Genomic DNA, 19,660 nt, shown 5'->3' on the forward strand with positions numbered 1-19,660 from the left:
AAGCCTCAGTCAACTGTTAACGATAAGTGTCGCGGTAATTGCCTTCAGGGGTCACATTCGCGTCATTGGTCCATTCCAGACGACGATCGCGGTTCAGGATGTCGTAGCCATGCTCTATAAACCCCTCCCACGCCCCGGCTGGCGTGCCGAATGCGGCGTAGCCGGTTTGGGTGTAGCCCTCCAGGACGCCGTTGTTCGAGTACTGACCGCGGTCTTCGCCCACTGCCGTCAACGACGTGTCAATCCAGGTGAGAACCCGGGCAGCATTGTAGGCAGCGTCCGCCCTCGACGCCGGATCAGGGTTGCTGGCGCTCCAATCACCCAGACGCTCCTTGATGAGTGCCAGGTGGAGGTCTTTTTGCGGCCCCAGATTTTTTAGAATGGGGTTGTCGAGAATAATCTGCTCGGCGCTACGACGATCATTCGCGGGCCGCTGGACGTTCTGCGTGGGCACGCTGCCCAAGGCTTTTTCACCGGTGATGGCAACTGTAGAAGCAGAGCGCGCGACAGTCACTTTTGCAGGACTTAGCAGTTGTTCCAGCAGAGGCCTGACAAAGTGAAAACCAATAGAAAAATTAAGCATCTGAATAACCCTTGAAAAGACATAGAGAAAGGCCACCGCCAAGCGGGGCACACAAGGTAGTTGGCACCCGCCAGGCGCCCGGTTCCCCTCTAAATGCCAAGGGTTGTTGCGCATTATTAAAGGCCAGCAGTCCATATCCCTTTAATTTGCGGGAAGTTTCCTAGACAATCCTTTGGCCTTGCGCCTGCTCACTTCACTGGCTAGCCTTCGCTTCGTCGCTGCCTATCAGCGATCAGGGGTGAGATCCTGTGAACGGAGTGCCAAGTGCCACAACCGCGAGCAACATGCTCTATGGCGGCTGTGTGCGGGCAGACTTTGGTCTGGCCGGGTGCTCCTGACCGGTTATCTCACCCCGCACATAGCTGCCACCTTTTGTCGAGTGAGATCTGCAAAAGAATGGCTCCCAAACTTAGGAGTTTCATTCATGAAAAAAATCGTTCCAGACCCACCCCGCTTCACCCCCGACCGCGAAATCTTTGAACGCGCCCTCAGCCATTATCTACAACCCGACTCGCCGCCCGCCTTCGCCGTGCATCACGACCTCAGCTTCGAGGACGCCCTCGCCCAAATCTGCGACGTGCTGCGCTGTGCAGCCGCCACCGCAGCGGGCACCCGCCAGGCGCTGACAGGTGATGAGCGCCACATGGCCGGCGCCACCGAGCACTTGGTCAACCAGGCCAAAACCCTCGCAGACCGTGCACTGGAGTGCCTGCACGCCGGGTAACGCTCTGCAGGAACCGGCTGGTGTGGGAGCTGGCTTGCCTGCGATGGCCATAGGTCTCTACACAACCTCTGAAGGCAGCCAATCTCTCCTGTGGCGAGCAGGCTTGCCCTGCGTTGGGCCGCGAAGCGGCCCCAGTAAAGGCACTGCAATTTTCCTGAAAGAACTCAGTGTCTGGGTTTGGGGCTGCTTCGCAGCCCAACGCAGGCGGTGCGACGATTCGACAAGCCTGCTCGCCACAACAGCCCAATGGCCACTAACCGGTTGTGTAGATACCTATGGCCATCGCAGGCAAGCCTGCTCCCACTGGTCAGCGTCTACGCGTGAACGTTACGTCTTTGCGCGGCTGCGCTTGTAGACATAGGCGATGTTTTCGATATCGAAGCGGCCGTCCTGCTTACCCGGCCCATCGTCGCCAATCCCGATATCCAGCGCCAGCAGCAACTCAGGGCGGGCCAGAAGTTCCAAAGCGCTCTCTTGTGTCTGTGCCGAAAACGTCCGGGTGCTGGGCACCATGCCGGCGGCTTCTTTCAACTCGTTAATGTTCACAAAACGGTCGTTTTTACCGGCGGCAAACTCGCGGAAGTGGTAGGCGATGTGCCGCAGTAAGTACTCGTCGCTCCAGAATGGCTGGGGGCCGACTGTAGGCGGCCCGTCTTCGCGTGGCGTCAGCCATTGCTTATCGCTGAGCGCGCCATAACCCTCCTGGGTGAAGGCTTGCCACATACTTGCCGGTGTTTCGGCCACCGCGTAGCCGCTGCGGGTGAACCCTTCCAGTACGCCGTTGTTTGCGTCCTGACTGCGGATTTTGCCGGTTGCACTCAGGGACCCATCAATCCAATTAAGTACCCTGGCCGCGTTGTAGGCCGCATCCGCTCTGGACTGGGGATAAGGGTTACTGGAGGTCCAATCACCCAAGTGTTTATAGGCCATTTCAAAGTAGATATTGTTTTCACGTACCGGTTGTCTCACGACTATTTTGCCGTTCACTTTCCCCACCCAGTCACGACGAATATCTTTTTGGCTGTCCAGCCATTTGAGTATGGGGTTGTCATTAATGATTTGCTCAGCAGACCGAGTGTCGCCCGGGGGACGCGGGAGATTTTCCCTCGGCACAACAGGCTGATTTTTCTCGCCGCGCAGCGGGTCGATGGGACCGCGCGCAGGCGTTGGCACATAGATGGGGAAGAGTTCCCCTGCGGTAAAAAAGCCACGTTGTTCAGGTTGGTGTTGATGAATGTTACCCAGAGACATTGTGCAGTGACTCCAAAAGGACAAAGAGATACCTCGCTGAATACGGGAGGTCATTCTTATTGACGCAGGCCAGAACCCTGGTTCCCTTACAGGGAACACCGAATGGGGCTGCATTCGTCGGCAAATGTTTCCACGGTGGTGTGGCGAAGATTCCCCGGTCGCTCCCCCGACAAGCCCGCATGCCAGCGGTTTTTACAGGTAAACTCCCCTCTTTTTCACCGCCCTTCTCTGTTCACGGCGGCCATTCACCTCTTGTATTTAACGGAGTTCGCCTTGCGTCTGTTCCACACCTCCGACTGGCACCTTGGCCAAAACCTGCACGGCCAGGAACGCGACTTCGAACACGCCTGTTTTCTCGACTGGCTGCTGGGCCAGTTAAAAGCCGAGCAGCCGGATGCGCTGCTGATCGCCGGCGATATCTTCGACACGGTCAACCCGCCGCTCAAGGCCCAGGAGCGCCTGTATGACTTCATCATCAGCGCCCACGAACAAAACCCCAAACTGACCATTGTGATGATCGCCGGCAACCACGATTCCGGCTCGCGGATCGAACTGCCCGCGCCGTTGATGCGCCGTTTGCGCACCCATGCGCTGGGTCGCGTGCTGTGGCTGGATGACGGCCAATTGGACGCCGAGCGCCTGCTGATACCGCTGCCCGACGCCAAAGGCAAGATCGCCGCCTGGTGCCTGGCGCTGCCGTTTTTGCGCCCGGCGGAAGTCACGGGTGCGCACTTGGGTGATGATTACCTGCGCGGCATCGGCCAGGTACACGAATGGCTGATCGCGGCCGCCAATGCCAGGCGCAAGAAAGGCCAGGCGCTGATTGCCATCAGCCATGCGCACATGGCCGGTGGTTCGGTGTCCGAGGATTCCGAGCGCAGCCTGATTATCGGCAATGCCGAAGCCCTGCCTGCCAGCCTGTTCGACGCCAGTGTGAGCTATGTGGCACTGGGCCATTTGCACAAGCCGCAGCAGGTCAACGGCGAAGAGCGCATTCGCTACAGCGGCTCGCCCATTCCCCTGTCGTTTTCCGAAATCGGCTACAAGCACCAGATTCTCGATGTGACCTTCCAGGGCCAGCGCCTGGTGGGCGTGGAGCCACGCCTGATCCCACGTTCGGTCAACCTGCAACGGCTGGACGCCGCGCCACTGGCGGATATCCTCGCGCAACTGGCCGACCTGCCCGACATCGACCTGCTCGCCGAAACCCAGCGCCACCCTTGGCTGGAAGTGCGCGTGCGCCTCGATGAGCCGCAACCGGACCTGCGCCAGCAAATCGAAACCGCCCTGCAAGGCAAGGCCGTGCGCCTGGTGCGCATCGCCGCCGAATACGCGGGCAAACGCGGCAGCGACGACACGGACGAAGACCGCCTGGTCGAACTGGACCAGCTCACGCCCCAGGAGCTGTTCAGCCGCGCCTGGCAGGACAACTACGGCAGTGAGGTGGATGAACAGACCTTGAAGGATTTCGCCGTGCTGCTCCAGGAAGTGCAACAGGAGGGCGAACAGCCATGAAGATCCTCGCCATCCGCCTGAAAAACCTCGCCTCCCTGGCGGGTCCGTTTGAAATCGACTTCACCGCCGAGCCCCTGGCCAGTGCCGGGTTGTTCGCAATTACCGGCCCTACCGGCGCGGGTAAAAGTACCCTGCTGGATGCCTTGTGCCTGGCCCTCTTTGGCGCCGTGCCGCGCCTGGGCGATACCGCCCAGGCGAAGATGCCGGATGCCGACAGCGATATCTCCATCGGCGACCCGCGCACCCTGATCCGCCGCGGCACCGGCGGCGGGTATGCCGAGGTGGATTTTGTCGGCGTCAACGGCCGTCGCTACCGGGCACGCTGGGAAGCCAACCGCGCCCGCGACAAGGCCAGCGGCAAGTTGCAGAACAGCCGCCAAAGCCTGATCGACCTGGACAGCGACCAACTGCTGGCCAGCCAGAAAACCGAATACAAAACCCAGCTGGAGCTGGCCCTGGGCTTGAACTTCGAGCAGTTCACCCGTGCCGTATTGCTGGCGCAAAGTGAGTTCAGCGCGTTCCTCAAGGCCAACGACAATGAGCGCAGCGAACTGCTGGAAAAGCTTACCGACACCGCGCTGTACACCCAGCTCGGCCGCCGCGCCTTTGACAAGGCCAAGGATGCCCGGGACGCGCATAAACAGCTGCAAGACCAGGCCACCGGCCTGGTGCCGCTGGCGCCTGAGGCCCGCGCCGAACTCGACCAGCAATTGGCCGAGGCGCAGCTGCACCTCAAGACACAACAGGCTCAACTCAAGCAGTTGGAATTGCAGCACACCTGGCTCAAGGAGCTGCGTGAGTGGCAGGAGCGCCAGCTCAGTGCCACCGAACAGTTGCAGCAAGCCCAACAGGTCTGGGACAGCCAAGGCCCGCAACGTCAGGACCTGAACCGCCTGGAGCAGTTAGCACCACAACGCCATCAGTTCGCGCGCCTGGCTGAACTCGACACCCTGCTGACGCCGCTGGCGGTGCAGATTCAACAGCACCTCGAGCAGCAAACCGCGTTGCAAACACGCCAGGAGCAGGCGCAACAACAGCAGGCCGCCGCCCAGGTCGCCCTGGCTGACGCCTTGAAACACCAGGCCGACGCCGTGCCCTTGCTGCGCCAGGCGTTCGAACAGCAGAGCACCCTCGCCCACCTGAGCAAAGACCTGGCCAAACGCAGCGACGACAAGCAGCAACAGGACACCGCCTGCGCCGAAGGGCAATCGTTGCTCAATGGCTTGCTGGAGAAGCAGGCCCAGGTTACCGGGCGCCTGCAACGCCTGGCCGCTGAACTAGAGCGCAGCGCCGCGTTGGCACCGCTCAGCGACGCCTGGACCGCCTACCGCGACCGCCTGCAACAACTGATGCTGATCGGCAACCGCCTGAACAAGGGCCAGGCCGAACTGCCGCAGCTTGAACACAAAGCCACCACCGCGGCCGAAAAATTCACCCAGCAACGCGAGGCGTTGGACCTGCTGTACCAGGAAGCCGGTGCCGAACCGCACGCCGTGGCCGAACAAATCCAACTGCTCGCCGGCCTCTTGCAAGACAACCGCAAGCAGCAACGCGCCTTTGAAGACCTCACGCGCCTGTGGGACAGCCAACAGCAGCTGGATCTACAGAGTGCCGCGCTGACGCAAAAACTCGCAGACGCGCAGCAACAGCGCGAGCAGCTGAACCAGACCGGCCTGCAAACCAAGGCCGAACTGACGGTGGCCGAGCAAACCCTGTCGGTCACCAAGCAACTGCTGGAGCGCCAGCGTTTGGCCCGCAGTGCCAGTGTCGAGGAGTTGCGCGAGCAGTTGCAGGACGACCAGCCGTGCCCGGTGTGCGGCAGCCATGAGCATCCGTACCATCAACCCGAAGCCTTGCTGCAAAGCCTTGGCCGCCATGATGAAAACGAAGAGGCCACGGCGCAGACGGCCGTCGACACCCTCAAGGAAAAACTCACCGAACTGCGTGCCGTAGTGGGCGGCTTGATTGCCCAGCAAAAGGAATTCCTGCTCCAGCAGGAGCAGTTGGCGGCGCAACAGCAGAGCCTGACGCCGAGCCTGCAAGCGCACCCATTGTCCGCCTCGCTGTTCAACCAGGACGCCGGCAAACGCAGCGCCTGGCTGGGCCAGCAGTTGAGTCAGCTGACGCAGAACATTGCCCAGGATGAGCAACGCCAAAGCGCCCTGCTCAACCTGCAACAAAATGCCGGGCGTTTGCAGCAACAACTGCAAGCGGCCCAGGATGCCAGCCAGCAAGCCCGCCAGTTGCTGGTGGACCAGCAACGTGAACTGTCCAACGACCGTGAGCGCCTGGACGAAGAACTGCACGCCTTCGCCGGCCTGCTACCGGCCGACACCCTCGAGGGTTTGCGCCGTGAACCGGCAGCCACGTTTATGCAACTGGACCAGCACGTCAGCCAGCGCCTGGAACAGTTGGGCCATCAGCGCGATGAGTTGGCCGAACAGCAAGAGCGCCAGCAGGCCATCGAGAAAGAGCAGACCCATCAGCAGCATCGCCAGCAGCAGCTGGAAACCTTGCAGCAGCACGTCAGCGAGCTGACCACGCAGCAACAGGCCGCCCAGGCACAGCTCAGCGCATTGCTGGGCGAGCACGCCACTGCCGAACAGTGGCAACAGCAGTTGGATCAGGCCGTGGCGCAATCACGCCGCAGCGACAGCGACGCCAGCCAACAGCTGCAAGACAGCCGCGATGCCCTGATCCAATTGGCCGCCGACCTCAAGGCCCTGCAGGAACGCCAACAGGCGCTGACCGCCGAGCAGCAGACCCTCGCCGCGCGCCTGGGTGAATGGCGCGCGCTTCATCCAGAACTCGATAACGACGGGCTCACGCGTTTGCTGGCCTTTGATGACAGCCAGGTCAGTGCCTTGCGCCAGCAGTTGCAGCACAGCGAAAAAGCCGTGGAGCAAGCCAGGGTGTTGTTGCAGGAGCGCGAGCAGCGCCTGGCCGAACACCAGGCCTTGCACAATGGCAACCTGGACGCCGAACAGCTGGACAGCCATCTGGCCGCGCTTAATCAGCAATTGGCCGAGGGCGACAGCCGCTGCGCCGAATTGCGTGCGCGTCAATCTGAGGACCAGCGTCGCCAGGACGCCAACCATGTCCTGGGCGAGCATATCGCCAGGGCCTATGACGAGTGGCAGCGCTGGGCACGCCTGAATGCGCTGATTGGTTCGGCCACCGGCGACACGTTCCGCAAGATCGCCCAGGCCTATAACCTCGACCTGCTGGTACACCACGCCAACGTGCAGTTGCGCCAACTGGTGCGCCGCTATCGCCTCAAGCGCGGCGGCAGCATGTTGGGGCTGTTGGTCATGGACACGGAGATGGGCGATGAATTGCGCTCGGTGCATTCGCTGTCGGGTGGTGAGACGTTCCTGGTGTCGCTGGCGCTGGCGTTGGGGCTGGCGTCGATGGCGTCGAGCACCTTGAAGATCGAGTCGCTGTTTATCGACGAAGGCTTCGGCAGCCTCGACCCTGAGTCGCTGCAATTGGCAATGGACGCGCTCGACGGTTTGCAGGCCCAGGGCCGCAAGGTGGCGGTGATCTCCCACGTGCAGGAAATGCACGAGCGCATCCCGGTGCAGATCCAGGTCAAGCGTCAGGGCAATGGTTTGAGTACGCTGGAGGTCAAGTGAGCGAGGCGCTGCTCTATTCGTTTCGGCGCTGCCCGTATGCGATGCGGGCACGCCTGGCCTTGCGCTACTCGGGCGTGCCCGTGCACATCATCGAAGTGAGCCTCAAGGCCAAGCCGGCCGAGATGCTCGCGCTGTCGCCCAAGGGCACGGTACCGGTGCTTTGCGTGAACGGCCGAGTGTTCGAGGAAAGCCTGGAGATCATGCAATGGGCGCTGGCGCAGCACGATCCTGACGACTGGTTGCTACAGGGCGACCCGAGGGTTCAGGCACTGATTGCTGAGAACGACCAGGTGTTCAAACATCATTTGAATCGATACAAGTACGCCGAGCGCTACCCGGAGCAGCCGATGGAACACTATCGGGCCGAGGGCGAGGTGTTTTTGCAGAAGCTGGAAAGTTTGCTGGCGGGAAATGACTACTTGCTGGCGGAGCGTTTGAGCCTGGCAGATGCGGCACTGGCGCCGTTTGTGCGCCAGTTTGCGCATGTGGACCGCGAGTGGTTTGCTCAGACGCCGTACAAGCGCTTGCAGCATTGGTTGCAGCGCTTTCTGGAATCGCCGCTTTTTGTGGCGGTGATGGCAAAACCCTGAGATCCACACAATCAAATGTGGGAGCTGGCTTGCCTGCGATGCCGACGACTCGGTGCAACTGATACACCGAGTTGATTTCATCGCAGGCAAGCCAGCTCCCACATTTGACCGTCGTTTGGCTCAAGCTCAGTGCTGGGCTTTGTGATCCAGTGCGGCATAGAAGTTGGCGCTTTGTTGCAGGTATTTCTGGGTGTAGGCGGTGGTGCTGGATTTTTTGCCGGAGACTTCCACGCTGGCGGCAGCTGGCAGTGCCACGGTGGCGGAAACAGCGGAAGCGGCGATGATGGAGAAGAGGTTCAAGTTCATGGCGGTAACCCTTGTGTTCGTTTGGTTAGGTGGCCGGGAAGGCCTTGGAACCAAACTTACGCCCGAGGGCTGAACCTTGGTAATGCTTTGAAACAGTAGCCGCTATTAATACAATTAATACAAAGAGTCAGGCCCCGCATTGCGGGGCCTGTGGCTTATTAACGCACCAGGAACTTGAGGTCGCTGGGCGCATCGATCGACTGTTTCTGCACGGTTTTACCCAGCAGGCCGGTCTTGGGGTCGCGTTCGACCACCACGATTTCATTGCTTTTCTGGTTGGCGATCAGCAAAAACTTGCCGCTCGGGTCGAGGCTGAACTCGCGCGGATGGTCGCCTTCGACGGAACGGCGCTGCAATTCCTTGAGGTGCGCGGTGGCCGGGTCGATGCTGAACACCAGCAGCTGGTTGGCCGTGCCACGGTTGCTCACATACAGGAATTTGCCGTCGCTTGAGGCGTGTACCGCTGCACCGGCCTTGTCGGACACCGGCTGCCCGGCGGCAAAATCGACCAACTGGGTCTGGCTGAGTTTGCCGTCGTTGTAATCGAACACCGCGATCTGGGCGCTCATTTCGGTGGTCAGCCAGGCATGTTTGCCATCGGCGCTGAACAACAGGTGGCGCGGGCCGCTGCCCGGCGGCAATTGCACAAAGGCGGGAGCGGCCGGGGTCAATGGCAGTTCGTGGTTGGCCTTGGGGTCGTAGTGGTAGGCAAACACCTTGTCGGCGCCCAGGTCCTGCACAAACACATACTTGCCGTCCGGCGACGACACCACCGAGTGTACGTGGTTGGAGGCCTGACGCTCCGGGTTCACGCGGCTGGCCGGGTGCCCGCTCAACTGCACCGGCGCCGAGAGCTTGCCATTGGCATCAACCGGCAAAACCGCCAGGCTGCCGCCCGGATCCTCCAGCACCGAATAGTTGGCGACAAACAGGTAACGGCCATCGGCGGCCAGGCTGGAATGGGTCGGCTCGTTGCCCAGGCTCTGGACCTGGTTGATCAAGCTGAGCTGATGATTCTGCGGGTCGATGCTGTAACTGCTGACGCGGCCGACCGGGTCTTTTTGCCCCGGGCCGTTCTCGTTGACCACAAACAGGTGCTTGCGGTCCTGGGAAATCGTCAGCCACGACGGGTTGGCCGCCTTGGCCGCCAGCACGGGCTTGCCACTGAACTGGCCGGTGCGGCTGTCAAATTGCAGGCGGTAAATACCTTCGCTGGTGCCGGCGGTGTAGCTGCCCACCAACAGTTCATAGGTGTCGGCCGGCGCGGCTTGCACCGACATCGCACCAACACTGCCCGCCATCAGCAGGGGCCAGAATTTACGCATCATCATCCGCTTCGTCCTCGTCGTTATTGTTGCCGGTGACGCCGCTCATGCACACCAGGCGATGCTCGCCCGAGTCACCGGTAAGGGTCCAGCTTTGCAAGGTTGGATCAAACACCGCCGCGTTGACTTGCTCCAGGCTGAAACTCCAGCGCTTCTCGGCGCGACCGTCCATGCAAATGATCAACAGTTTCTGGTCATCCAGGCTGAAATCGAAGGTGTGCAGCCCATCGATTTCGACCATCTGGCAGTCTTTAAAAGCATCGAGCAAGGTAGCGGTGTCGGCAGTCATGGCAGTCAATCATTTGGGGAAAGTGCCCATGATAGCCCACGCCGTAACCTATAGGTTGGACCTGGAATTAATGTGGGAGCGGGCTTGCTCGCGAAAGCGGTCGTTCAGTCTATGCATCTGGCGACTGATACACCGCATTCGCGAGCAAGCCCGCTCCCACAGGTTGACCGAGTAAAACCGTTAAACCACTAGTGCGCAAACAGCGAATTGCCCTTCTGCCCCGCCAGCTTCTCGGGTTTGATCAGGAACCGCGCCAGTGCCGGCAACAGCCACAGCGCACCGAACATGTTCCAGAGCAGCATGAAGGTCAGCATCAGGCCCATGTCGGCCTGGAACTTGATGGCCGAGAAGATCCAGGTGCACACACCGATGGCCAGGCACAAACCGGTGAACAGCACGGCTTTACCGGTGGACTTGAGCGTCTGGTAGTAGGCCTCTTGCAACGGCAGCCCGGCGCGCAGGAAGCTTTCCAGACGGCTGTAGATGTAGATGCCGTAGTCCACGCCTATCCCCACGCCCAGCGCCACCACCGGCAAGGTCGCGACCTTGACGCCGATGCCCATGAACGCCATCAGGGCGTTGCCCAGCACCGAGGTCAGCACCAGCGGCAACACGATGCACAGGGTCGCCGCCCAGGAGCGGAAGGTGATCATGCACATGGTCGCCACGCACAGGTACACCAGAATCAGGATGGTCAGCTCCGACTCCTTGATCACCTCGTTGGTGGCGGCCTCGATCCCGGCGTTACCGGCGGCGAGGATAAATTCCAGGCCGTCTTTGTTGTTTTCCTTGGCGAAGTCCTGCACCGCATGCACGGCGCGGTCGAGGGTTTCGGCCTTGTGGTCGTTGAGGAACACCAGTACCGGCGCCAGGGAGCAATTGTTGTTGTACAGGCCGTCGGCGCGGGCAATGGAGTTGTTCAGCACGTCGGGGTTGCGCGACAGGGTTTCCCATTTGAGGTTGCCCTCGTTCATGCCCTTGATCATCTGCTTGGACACGGTCACCAGCGAGATCGCCGACTGCACGCCCTCGGTGTTCTGCATCTTCCACATCAACTGGTCGATGGGCGCCATGGCTTCATAACGCGAACAGCCCTCGGCCTTGGTCTTGACCATCACCACCAGCACATCGGAGCTGGTGGAGTAGTTGCTGATGATGAAGTTGTTGTCTTTGTTGTAGCGCGAATCCGGACGCAGTTCCGGTGCGCCCTGGTCCAAGTCGCCGATCTTGAGGTTCTGGCTGTACCAGAGGCCGCCGCCGAAAGCGACCAGCGCGAGCAGAATCGAGACGGGCGCAACCTTCGCGCTGGCGAATTTGGACAGCAGGCGCCAGAAGGGGTGTTCGCGGTGCGCGTCCTTCTTGCTCCGTTCGATGGCCCGCTTGCTGATACCCGCGTAGGAAATCGCCACCGGCAGCAGGATCAGGTTGGTGAACACGATCACCGCCACGCCAATGGAGGCGCCGATGGCCAGTTCGCGGATCACGCCGATGTCGATGATCAACAGCGTGATAAAGCCCACAGCGTCGGCGAGGATCGCAATCATGCCGGGCAGGAATAATTGCCGGAAGGTGCGCCGCGCCGCGGTCAGTGCGTTGTCCGCTTCACTCGATTGCAGGGCGATACCGTTGATCTTCTGCACGCCATGGGAAATACCGATGGCAAAGATCAGGAACGGCACCAGCATCGAATAGGGATCGAGGCCGAAGCCGAAAAAGTGCATCAACCCCAATTGCCAGATCACCGCCACCAGGGTGGTACTCAACACCGCGACGGTGCTGCGCAGGCAGTTGGTGAACCACAGCAGCAGGATCAAGGTGATGACAAACGCGATGCCGAAGAACATCACCACCATCACCAGGCCGTCGATCAGGTCACCGACCTTCTTGGCGAAACCAACGATATGGATTTTGACGTTGGGGTTCTGGGCTTCGAATTTGTCGCGGATCTTGTCTTCGAGTTCATGGGAGAACTTGCGGTAGTCCAGGGCCAGCAACTTGCCTTGGTCCTGCGGGTCCGGGTAGGACTCGAGCAACGGAATATCGACGATGCTCGACTTGAAATCGTTGGCCACCAGCCGCCCGACCTGGCCGGACTTGAGCACGTTGTTGCGCAGTTGGTCGAGGCTTTGCGGCGAGCCGTTGTAGCTTTGCGGGATCACTTCACCGCCGGCAAAGCCTTCTTCGGTGACTTCGGTCCAGCGCACGCTGGGGCTCCACAGCGACTTGAGGCCCGAGCGGTCAACGCCGGAGATGTAGAACACCTCGTCATTGATCTGACGCAGGGTCTCCATGTACTCCTTCGTGAAGATGTCGCCATCCTTGGCCTCCACCGAGATACGCACCGTGTTGCCCAGGTTCGCCAGGTCGTTACGGTGCTCCATCATCTTTTCGATGAAGGGGTGCTTGAGGGGGATCATTTTTTCAAAACTGGTGGACGGGCGAATCAAGGTCGCCTGCCAGAACAGGAAGATACTCACCAGCAGGCAGATGATGATCACTGCCGGGCGGTTGTTGAAGATCAGGCGCTCAAGAAAGGTCGCTTTATCGTTGTGATGACTGCTCATTCTTTCCCCGCCTTCTTATTGTTTTTCGAGTTCAGCGCCGGTTGGCTGGGCAACACGAACGCCGCCCTGCCCCGTCAGAATCAAGTTGCCATTGCCCGCCGCCGTGACCGACGACAGTGAAATGCGGTCCGGGCGGTTGAACACGCTGAAGGTCTGGCCGTCGTCGTGACTGATCACCACGCTGCCGCCGTTGCCGACCACCACGATGGCGCCGTCATCGAGCAACGTCGCACCCGACAAGCCGAACTCCAGGGCGCCGCGTGCTGCGTTCAACTCGACCTGTTCCCAGGTGCTGCCAAAATCGGTTGAGCGATAGAGATTGCCGCGCAGGCCATAAGCCAACAGGGTCTGCGGCTGGGCGGTGCCGATCACACCGAACAGCGAGCCTTCGTAAGGGCCTTCGAGCTTTTCCCAGGTCTGGCCGTCGTCGCTGGAACGAAACATGCTGCCCTGCTCGCCGACGATAAACAGGCCGGCGCCCTTGATAGCGGCGATGGCATTGAGGTGGAACTGGTCTTCGTTGTCGAGGCGATCGCTCACGTCGTCCCAGGTTTTGCCGCCGTCGGTGGTTTCGATCAGCGCACCGTAGGCGCCCACGGCCAGGCCATGCTCGGCATCCTTGAACCACACATCGAGCAATGGCGCTTCGCGCTTGAGGTCCTGGTATTGCTGGGCCCAGGTGGCGCCACCGTCGGTGCTGGCGAGGATCTGCGCGTCATGGCCCACCGCCCAACCCTGTTTGTCGTCAACGAAATACACCGCCGTGAGCAGTTGCCGGGTCGGCACTTTGGCTTGGTTCCAGGTGCTGCCCTGGTCATCGGAATACAGGATGTGCCCGCGATCGCCGACGGCCACCAGGCGCTTGCCGGCATGCACCACATCGATCATCAGGCCCTTGGCGGCCTTGGGGGATTCAATTGCAAATACCGGCTGTGCGCCGCTGGTGTCGCCGGCTGCGAGCGCGGGTGTCGACAACACCCCAAGCAGCGAGAGCGCTGTGGCCAGCATCGCAACCTTGCGTGCGGCGCGCGGGCGGCAAACAGCCCAACCCATGACAGGCTCACTCATAGACCTTTCTCCCCATTTATTATTGTTAGGTGGTCTCGCCTTCCCGGGCTCTGAAACCTGCAATCTAGAGCGCCTGGAGGAAGCAGGGGCCATCCTATCGGGCTTTGGAATCGTCTGACAATCGGCGCTACGTTATCTTTTGTTAACTGAGGGTGTTTGGTGTTGGCCTGAATATGTCTGCATTACGCAGACTGATTAATGAATTTTTATTCCATCTATTGAATTATGGGAATTATTATTCCATTAATAGCCATCCTGACAACAATAATCCAAAGGACCACGGCGATGCGTGAACTCGGAATCGGCTTGATCGGCACAGGCTTCATGGGGCGCGCCCATGCGTTGGCGTTCAACAATGCCCGCGCAGTGTTCGAACTGCCGGTACACCTCAAGTTGGCGGCACTGGCCGATGCCGACACCGAACGCGCCCGGCGTTGCGCCACGGCCTGGGGCTTTGCCCAGGCCCACGGTGACTGGCAGGCGCTGGTCAATGACCCTAATGTCGATGTAGTGGCTATCACCACACCCAACCACTTGCATTACCCCATGGCCATGGCGGCGATAGCGGCGGGCAAGGCGGTGTACTGCGAGAAACCGCTGGCCGTGAGCCTGGAACAAGCCGACGCCATGCGCCGTGCCGCCCGTGCGGCCGGCGTGGTCACGCGTGTCGGTTACAACTACCAGCACAACCCGATGATTGGCCTGGCCAGACAGATGATCGTCGACGGCGAACTGGGCGAGATCATCAGCTTCCAGGGTGAGTTCAGCGAAGACTTCATGGCCGACCCGGCTTCGCCCTGGTCGTGGCGCTGCGAAGTCGAACATGCCGGGGGCGCGCTGGCGGATCTGGGCAGCCATTTGCTGTCGATGGCGCGTTATCTGGTGGGCGATGTGGAGAGCGTGTGCGCGGATACCCAAACCGTGCATGCCCGACGCCCGGCCGTCAAAGGCAGCGACGAACTCAAACCCATTGCGGTGGATGACCACGTGCATGCCCTGCTGCGCTTTGCCAACGGCGCCCGTGGCACCGTGAGCAGCAGTTGGCTCAAGCAGGGCTACAAGAACCACCTGAGTTTTGAAATCAGTGGCACTCAAGGCACGCTGGCGTTCGATCAAGAGCGCTTGAACGAGCTGCGTGTCTGCCGCGCCGGCCAGGACGGGTTCCAGCGTGTGCTGGCCGGTCCCGCCCTGCCCGGCTACGCCGCGTTCAGCCCGGCCGCCGGGCATCAGTTGGGTTACAACGAGCTGAAAACACTGGAAGTCCAGGAGCTGATCATGGCGCTGGCCGGGCAAGGCGCACACGGCACCGACTTTGACAGTGCCTGGGCGGTCGAGCGGTTGGCGACGGCGATACGCCTGGCGGCGCAGGCGCAGCGCTGGGTCAAGGTGGATGAGCTTTAATACGCCACGCTTCGTTTGCCTGATGGGTGCGCAGTGTTCCTGCGCGCTCATCCGCGCACGTGTTGGAAGTCATTACATATAACGCCCAGCCCCGGTAACTTTTCCTCCCCGCCCACTACGCTATTCAAACCCTCGCGCATAAACTTTCATACTCACCTGCGGCGCTATCCAACACACTCTTTACCCACTGATAACCCCACAGCTATATAACTCACACATCGCAATATTTGCCTGCTTGTTCCCTCAACAAAAACCCCTCACCTTATTGTTTCACCTCTTTCATTCACATTAGCGCGTCATGTATCTTTACATCTTTCGAGGGTAATCATGTCAACTATTCGATCCTACACACCGGCCCTGTTAAACTTGGGCGCGGCGCCTACCCCAGCTGATCAACCGCCGGCTTCCCAGGTTCAAAATCCTCAAACTTCTTCGGTCTCGGACAAAGTTGGCAAAGACCTCACCCGTGAAAAATTCAAAATAAGCGACAATAACGGCGATGGCAAAATAACCGTTGCCTATAACTTTGCCGACCTGTCCAAACCCGAAAATGCCTGGCGCAAAAAAAACGGCGCATCGGCGTTCAGCGAAGAGCGAAAGAACGCCTTCAGAGAATCAATCCGCGCGTGGGGAGATGTGGTTAATGTCACGTTTACCGAAAATACCAAGGACGCCGACGTGGTCATCAGCGTGCACGGTAACCCCGGTGTCGGGGGGTACGCCAGCATGCCTGTCGGTGACGCCCGCAACATGAGCATCGGGATCGGGGTGGGCGACAAGAACTTACCTTTAAACTCGTCAATGATTCACGAAATCGGCCATAGCCTGGGGCTGGGGCATCCGGAGGGCAATTACCCGCAGAACAACAAAACCCACACGGCCATGTCTTACAGCACCCATTGGTGGCGACCTCGTGATGAGAGGGGTGTGAGCATCTCGGACAGTACTTCAACGCCCATGATGGGCGATATTGCAGCCGGCCAAAGCCTCTACGGTGCCAATAACAAAACCCGCACCGGTGATACCACCTATGGTTTCAACTCGAATGCCGAGCGTAGCTACTACAGCCTGAAAAATGCCGATGACCTGACCGCTTTTTGCGTCTGGGATAATGGCGGTAATGACACCCTGGATTTTTCCGGCTACAAGCAAAACCAGAAGATCAACCTGAATGCCGAGTCCCTTTCGGACGTGGGCAACCGCAAAGGAAACGTATCCATCGCCAAAGGCGTGGTCGTGGAAAATGCCGTTGGCGGGTCAGGCAACGACCAACTGATCGGCAACGATGTCAGCAACCGCCTGACCGGAGGCGCCGGCGGCGACACACTGCTCGGCGGGGGCGGTGCTGATACCTTCGTCTACCACAAGGCCAGCGACTCGTCGCCTGGCAACCCGGACAAACTCAACGACTTTGTCAGTGGCGTAGACAAGATTGATTTGTCCAGCCTCCTGAAAGAAGCCGGTATCGCGAAGCCGATAATCACCGGTGTACACACCGACCAGGCCGGCAAAATGCCCGGCAAGAAAGGCGAACTGCTGCTGGACTACGATAAAAAAACACAGATGCACAGGTTGACGCTCGACGTGAGTGGCGACGGTAAATCGACGCTGATGATTTTAAGTAAAACCCCGATAAAACCAGACGACATCGTGACCCACTCCGATGCGCCGCCGCCCGTTGTAGCACCGGGGCCCAAACCCGCGCCCTCGCCAGAACCACAGCCCGAGCCCACACCTGCACCTGCACCTGCACCTGCACCTGCACCTGCACCTGCACCTGCACCTGCACCAAAACCCAAACCACATCCCGAGCCAAAACCAAAGCCCAACCCCACCCCACCGCCATCCCCACAATGTGACAAAGACAACACTGTCTACGGATTCAATTCCAACACGGGAAACCCCGCTACAAGCCTGACTTCATCCTGCGACAAACCCGCCTTCAGTGTCAGCGATCAACGCGGTAATGACACGTTTGACTTTTCGCGATTCAAGCAGGACCAGCGCATCAACCTTACGCCGGGCTCACACTCCAGCGTGGGTGGCCTGGCCGACAATGTTCATATCACGACGGGAACAGTGATTGAAAATGCCATCGGCGGCAAAGGCAATGATCGTATTATCGGAAACTCGGCCGATAACAGTCTGACCGGTGGCGCCGGCGCCGATACCCTGAAAGGTAACGGCGGTTTCAATACGTTCAACTATCATGCAATGAACGATTCGCCTCGTGATAACGCTGACTTGATTACGGACTTTATCAGCGGCCAGGACAAGATTGATTTAAGCAAGATGAGTCAAAACATAAATGTCACTTTCAATGCGGTCGACCAATACACTGGGCGAGCGGGCGATACGGTCCTGGGTTATAACCAGGCCGCCAAACGTTACTTCCTCGCCATTGATATGACCGGCAATGGCAAAAGCGACTTTGTGATTAAAAGTACTGCGCCCATCAGCCGTGAAGATGTTATAGGTTTAACCCTCCAGAAGGACGGCTACCTCTAACGTTGTAATGCATTGGGTGTACACGAAACTATTCGTATATCGGCCTGTGCCAACGTTGCGAGGTTTAAAGGGTGGGAGCGGCGCATCGCCGCTTCCCACACGCGCCCGTCAGATCACAAACCGCGCGACCATCCCGTTCAAATCCACCGCGAGGCGCGACAGCTCATGGCTGGCCGCGCTGGTCTGGTTGGCGCCTGCCGCCGATTGAGTCGCCAGGTCGCGGATATTGACCAGGTTGCGATCCACTTCACGGGACACTTGGGCCTGCTCTTCCGAGGCGCTGGCGATCACCAGGTTGCGCTCGTTGATCAGGCTGATCGATTCGGTGATCTGCTCCAGGGCCACACCGGCCGCGCGCGCCAGTTCCAGGGTGGTCTGGGTGCGCTGGTTGCTCTGCTGCATCGACTGCACGGCGTCGCCGGTGCCGCTCTGGATGCCGGCGACCATTTTTTCAATTTCCTGGGTCGATTGCGCGGTGCGGTGCGCCAAGGCGCGTACTTCATCGGCCACCACCGCAAACCCACGCCCGGCCTCACCGGCGCGTGCGGCTTCAATGGCTGCGTTAAGTGCCAGCAGGTTGGTCTGTTCGGCAATCGCGCGGATCACGTCGAGGACCTTGCCGATATCACGGCCCTGGGTCGCCAGGCCTTCAATCATCCGTGCGGTGTTTTGCACATCCTGGGTCATGGTCTGGATGGCGCCGACGGTTTCCACCACGCGGTCACGCCCTTCCCGTGCCGCCTGGTTGGACTGGCCGGAAGCTTCGGAGGTGGACACCGCATTGCGCGCCACTTCTTCGACGGCGGCGGTCATTTCGTTGACGGCCGTGGCGGTCTGGTCGATTTCGTTGTTCTACTGTTGCAGGCCTTTGGAGGCTTCTTCGGTCACCGCGCTCAATTCTTCGGCGGCCGAGGCCAGCTGCGTGGCCGAGCCGGCGATGTGCTGGATGGTCTGGCGCAAGTTGGTTTGCATCGCCGACAAGGCGCCCAGCAGGCGCGCAGGCTCATCCTTGCCGGCGTCTTCGATGACTGTGGTGAGGTTGCCGCCGGCAATGGTCTGGGCCACGTCCAACGCTTTGCGCAGCGGCGTGACGATGCTGCGGGTCAGTAACCAGGCGAGCAGGACCGTCAGCAAGGCGGCAGCGACCGAGAAGACAATAACGCCGGTAATCGCACCTTGATAACTCGACCCGGCCAAGGTGTCGGCATCCCTGGCATCGGCTGCATTGATGGCGATCAGCTTGTTGAGCTGCTCGCCCATCTGGTCGGTACCGTCCTTGATACGCGTGTTAATTAACGCACGCATCTCCTCGACTTTGTTTTGTTTGGACAAGGCCAGCATTTCGGCCTGCGCCTTGAGGTAGTTGTCCAGCGTACTGACAAATGTCTTGTACAACGCGGCTTCCTCCGGCCCCGCCGGCTGCGGCGCATACCCGGCCTGGGCGGCTTTTACCTTGTCGGTCAGGACGCCCATGCGGGTCTCGGCTTCCTGCAGGCCGGCAGGCTCGCGGTTAACTAGCACGCGAAACGAGAGGATGCGCAAGCGCAGCACGTTTTCGGTGATGTTGCCCAGGTACGTGACGCTGGGCAGTTGCGTGGAGGTCATCTCCACCGACGACTGACGGATCTGCGTCATGCGGTTGACCGCAAACACCCCCAACAACACCACTAACAACGCAATGAATGCGAAACCGAGAAACGCGCGCGGGGCAATATTCAAATGACGTAGGGACATAGGGGTTGCTCTCAGAAGGAGTGTTTGCGAGCGTCCCTGCCGCGAAACGATCAGTGGGCGTCAACGCGCCGCTCTGATCTTTGGTCACCACTGTTATGGTTGGAATGTGGGCCTATACGAGATATCGGCAGATCCTGAGGTTTTGCGCAGGGTTTTTATAAATATTT

13 protein-coding genes and 1 pseudogene are annotated in these 19,660 nt (G+C 59.9%); 6 read left to right on the forward strand and 8 right to left on the reverse strand.

Annotated elements, in window-relative coordinates; genetic code table 11:
* Positions 1 to 16: 16 nt before the first annotated feature.
* A complete protein-coding gene (locus ASE80_RS18795) occupies positions 17 to 625 on the reverse strand; it encodes a hypothetical protein (protein ID WP_133257288.1) in 609 nt (202 codons plus the stop codon).
* Between the two features lie 382 nt (positions 626 to 1,007).
* Here ASE80_RS18795 and ASE80_RS18800 point away from each other — a divergent pair, with 382 nt between their 5' ends.
* Entirely contained in the window at positions 1,008 to 1,307 is a 300-nt protein-coding gene (locus tag ASE80_RS18800; protein WP_082463651.1) for a DUF6124 family protein, read from the forward strand.
* A gap of 327 nt (positions 1,308 to 1,634) precedes the next feature.
* Here ASE80_RS18800 and ASE80_RS31200 read toward each other — a convergent pair whose 3' ends face one another.
* Positions 1,635 to 2,558, reverse strand: coding sequence for a hypothetical protein (locus tag ASE80_RS31200; RefSeq protein WP_177336527.1), 924 nt, complete (start codon positions 2,556 to 2,558; stop codon positions 1,635 to 1,637).
* 273 nt (positions 2,559 to 2,831) lie between these two features.
* Here ASE80_RS31200 and ASE80_RS18810 point away from each other — a divergent pair, with 273 nt between their 5' ends.
* Genes ASE80_RS18810 through ASE80_RS18820 form a run of 3 tightly spaced genes read left to right on the forward strand, consistent with a single transcriptional unit; the run spans position 2,832 to position 8,298 of the window.
* Positions 2,832 to 4,073: an exonuclease SbcCD subunit D C-terminal domain-containing protein gene (locus ASE80_RS18810; RefSeq protein WP_056860268.1), complete on the forward strand. Its 1,242-nt coding sequence runs from the start codon at positions 2,832 to 2,834 to the stop codon at positions 4,071 to 4,073.
* Positions 4,070 to 7,708: an SbcC/MukB-like Walker B domain-containing protein gene (locus ASE80_RS18815; RefSeq protein WP_056860269.1), complete on the forward strand. Its 3,639-nt coding sequence runs from the start codon at positions 4,070 to 4,072 to the stop codon at positions 7,706 to 7,708. Before ASE80_RS18810 ends, ASE80_RS18815 begins: the two co-directional genes overlap by 4 nt.
* The gene (locus ASE80_RS18820; RefSeq protein ID WP_056860270.1) at positions 7,705 to 8,298 is read left to right on the forward strand and encodes a glutathione S-transferase; all 594 of its coding nucleotides are present in this window, start codon (positions 7,705 to 7,707) and stop codon (positions 8,296 to 8,298) included. The genes ASE80_RS18815 and ASE80_RS18820 overlap by 4 nt, the downstream gene beginning before the upstream one ends.
* A gap of 126 nt (positions 8,299 to 8,424) precedes the next feature.
* On the opposite strand, the gene ASE80_RS18825 is transcribed toward ASE80_RS18820, so the two are convergent.
* The 5 genes from ASE80_RS18825 to ASE80_RS18845 form a co-directional block, all read right to left on the reverse strand.
* On the reverse strand, positions 8,425 to 8,604 hold the full coding sequence (locus tag ASE80_RS18825; protein WP_056860271.1) for a hypothetical protein: 180 nt from the start codon (positions 8,602 to 8,604) through the stop codon (positions 8,425 to 8,427).
* 158 nt (positions 8,605 to 8,762) lie between these two features.
* On the reverse strand, positions 8,763 to 9,935 hold the full coding sequence (locus ASE80_RS18830) for a lactonase family protein (protein ID WP_056860272.1): 1,173 nt from the start codon (positions 9,933 to 9,935) through the stop codon (positions 8,763 to 8,765).
* Positions 9,922 to 10,218: a DUF5629 family protein gene (locus ASE80_RS18835; RefSeq protein ID WP_056860273.1), complete on the reverse strand. Its 297-nt coding sequence runs from the start codon at positions 10,216 to 10,218 to the stop codon at positions 9,922 to 9,924. Before ASE80_RS18835 ends, ASE80_RS18830 begins: the two co-directional genes overlap by 14 nt.
* Before the next feature lie 188 nt (positions 10,219 to 10,406).
* On the reverse strand, positions 10,407 to 12,782 hold the full coding sequence (locus ASE80_RS18840) for an efflux RND transporter permease subunit (protein ID WP_056860274.1): 2,376 nt from the start codon (positions 12,780 to 12,782) through the stop codon (positions 10,407 to 10,409).
* 15 nt (positions 12,783 to 12,797) lie between these two features.
* Positions 12,798 to 13,850 carry a WD40/YVTN/BNR-like repeat-containing protein gene (locus tag ASE80_RS18845; RefSeq protein ID WP_056860275.1) on the reverse strand — a complete coding sequence of 351 codons (1,053 nt, stop codon included), beginning with the start codon at positions 13,848 to 13,850 and terminating at the stop codon, positions 12,798 to 12,800.
* Positions 13,851 to 14,135: 285 nt separating this feature from the next.
* Here ASE80_RS18845 and ASE80_RS18850 point away from each other — a divergent pair, with 285 nt between their 5' ends.
* Complete coding sequence (locus ASE80_RS18850; RefSeq protein ID WP_056860276.1) at positions 14,136 to 15,251, forward strand: Gfo/Idh/MocA family protein; 1,116 nt, start codon at positions 14,136 to 14,138, stop codon at positions 15,249 to 15,251.
* A 327-nt stretch (positions 15,252 to 15,578) separates the two neighbouring features.
* Positions 15,579 to 17,759: a M10 family metallopeptidase C-terminal domain-containing protein gene (locus ASE80_RS18855; RefSeq protein ID WP_056860277.1), complete on the forward strand. Its 2,181-nt coding sequence runs from the start codon at positions 15,579 to 15,581 to the stop codon at positions 17,757 to 17,759.
* A 108-nt stretch (positions 17,760 to 17,867) separates the two neighbouring features.
* Here the strand turns inward: ASE80_RS18855 and ASE80_RS18860 are convergent.
* A pseudogene (locus ASE80_RS18860) lies at positions 17,868 to 19,493 on the reverse strand (methyl-accepting chemotaxis protein).
* Positions 19,494 to 19,660: the final 167 nt, after the last annotated feature.

It is taken from the genome of Pseudomonas sp. Leaf15 (assembly GCF_001421425.1).
GTDB lineage: Bacteria > Pseudomonadota > Gammaproteobacteria > Pseudomonadales > Pseudomonadaceae > Aquipseudomonas > Aquipseudomonas salomonii.

Bases quoted from the DNA above. Each gene is read 5' to 3' on its own strand.
- ASE80_RS18845 (WP_056860275.1), bottom strand. From the start codon at position 13,850: ATGAGTGAGCCTGTCATGGGTTGGGCTGTTTGCCGCCCGCGCGCCGCA.
- ASE80_RS18840 (WP_056860274.1), bottom strand. From the start codon at position 12,782: ATGAGCAGTCATCACAACGATAAAGCGACCTTTCTTGAGCGCCTGATC.
- ASE80_RS18835 (WP_056860273.1), bottom strand. From the start codon at position 10,218: ATGACTGCCGACACCGCTACCTTGCTCGATGCTTTTAAAGACTGCCAG.
- ASE80_RS18800 (WP_082463651.1), top strand. From the start codon at position 1,008: ATGAAAAAAATCGTTCCAGACCCACCCCGCTTCACCCCCGACCGCGAA.
- ASE80_RS18830 (WP_056860272.1), bottom strand. From the start codon at position 9,935: ATGATGATGCGTAAATTCTGGCCCCTGCTGATGGCGGGCAGTGTTGGT.
- ASE80_RS18825 (WP_056860271.1), bottom strand. From the start codon at position 8,604: ATGAACTTGAACCTCTTCTCCATCATCGCCGCTTCCGCTGTTTCCGCC.
- ASE80_RS18815 (WP_056860269.1), top strand. From the start codon at position 4,070: ATGAAGATCCTCGCCATCCGCCTGAAAAACCTCGCCTCCCTGGCGGGT.
- ASE80_RS18855 (WP_056860277.1), top strand. From the start codon at position 15,579: ATGTCAACTATTCGATCCTACACACCGGCCCTGTTAAACTTGGGCGCG.
- ASE80_RS18850 (WP_056860276.1), top strand. From the start codon at position 14,136: ATGCGTGAACTCGGAATCGGCTTGATCGGCACAGGCTTCATGGGGCGC.
- ASE80_RS31200 (WP_177336527.1), bottom strand. From the start codon at position 2,558: ATGTCTCTGGGTAACATTCATCAACACCAACCTGAACAACGTGGCTTT.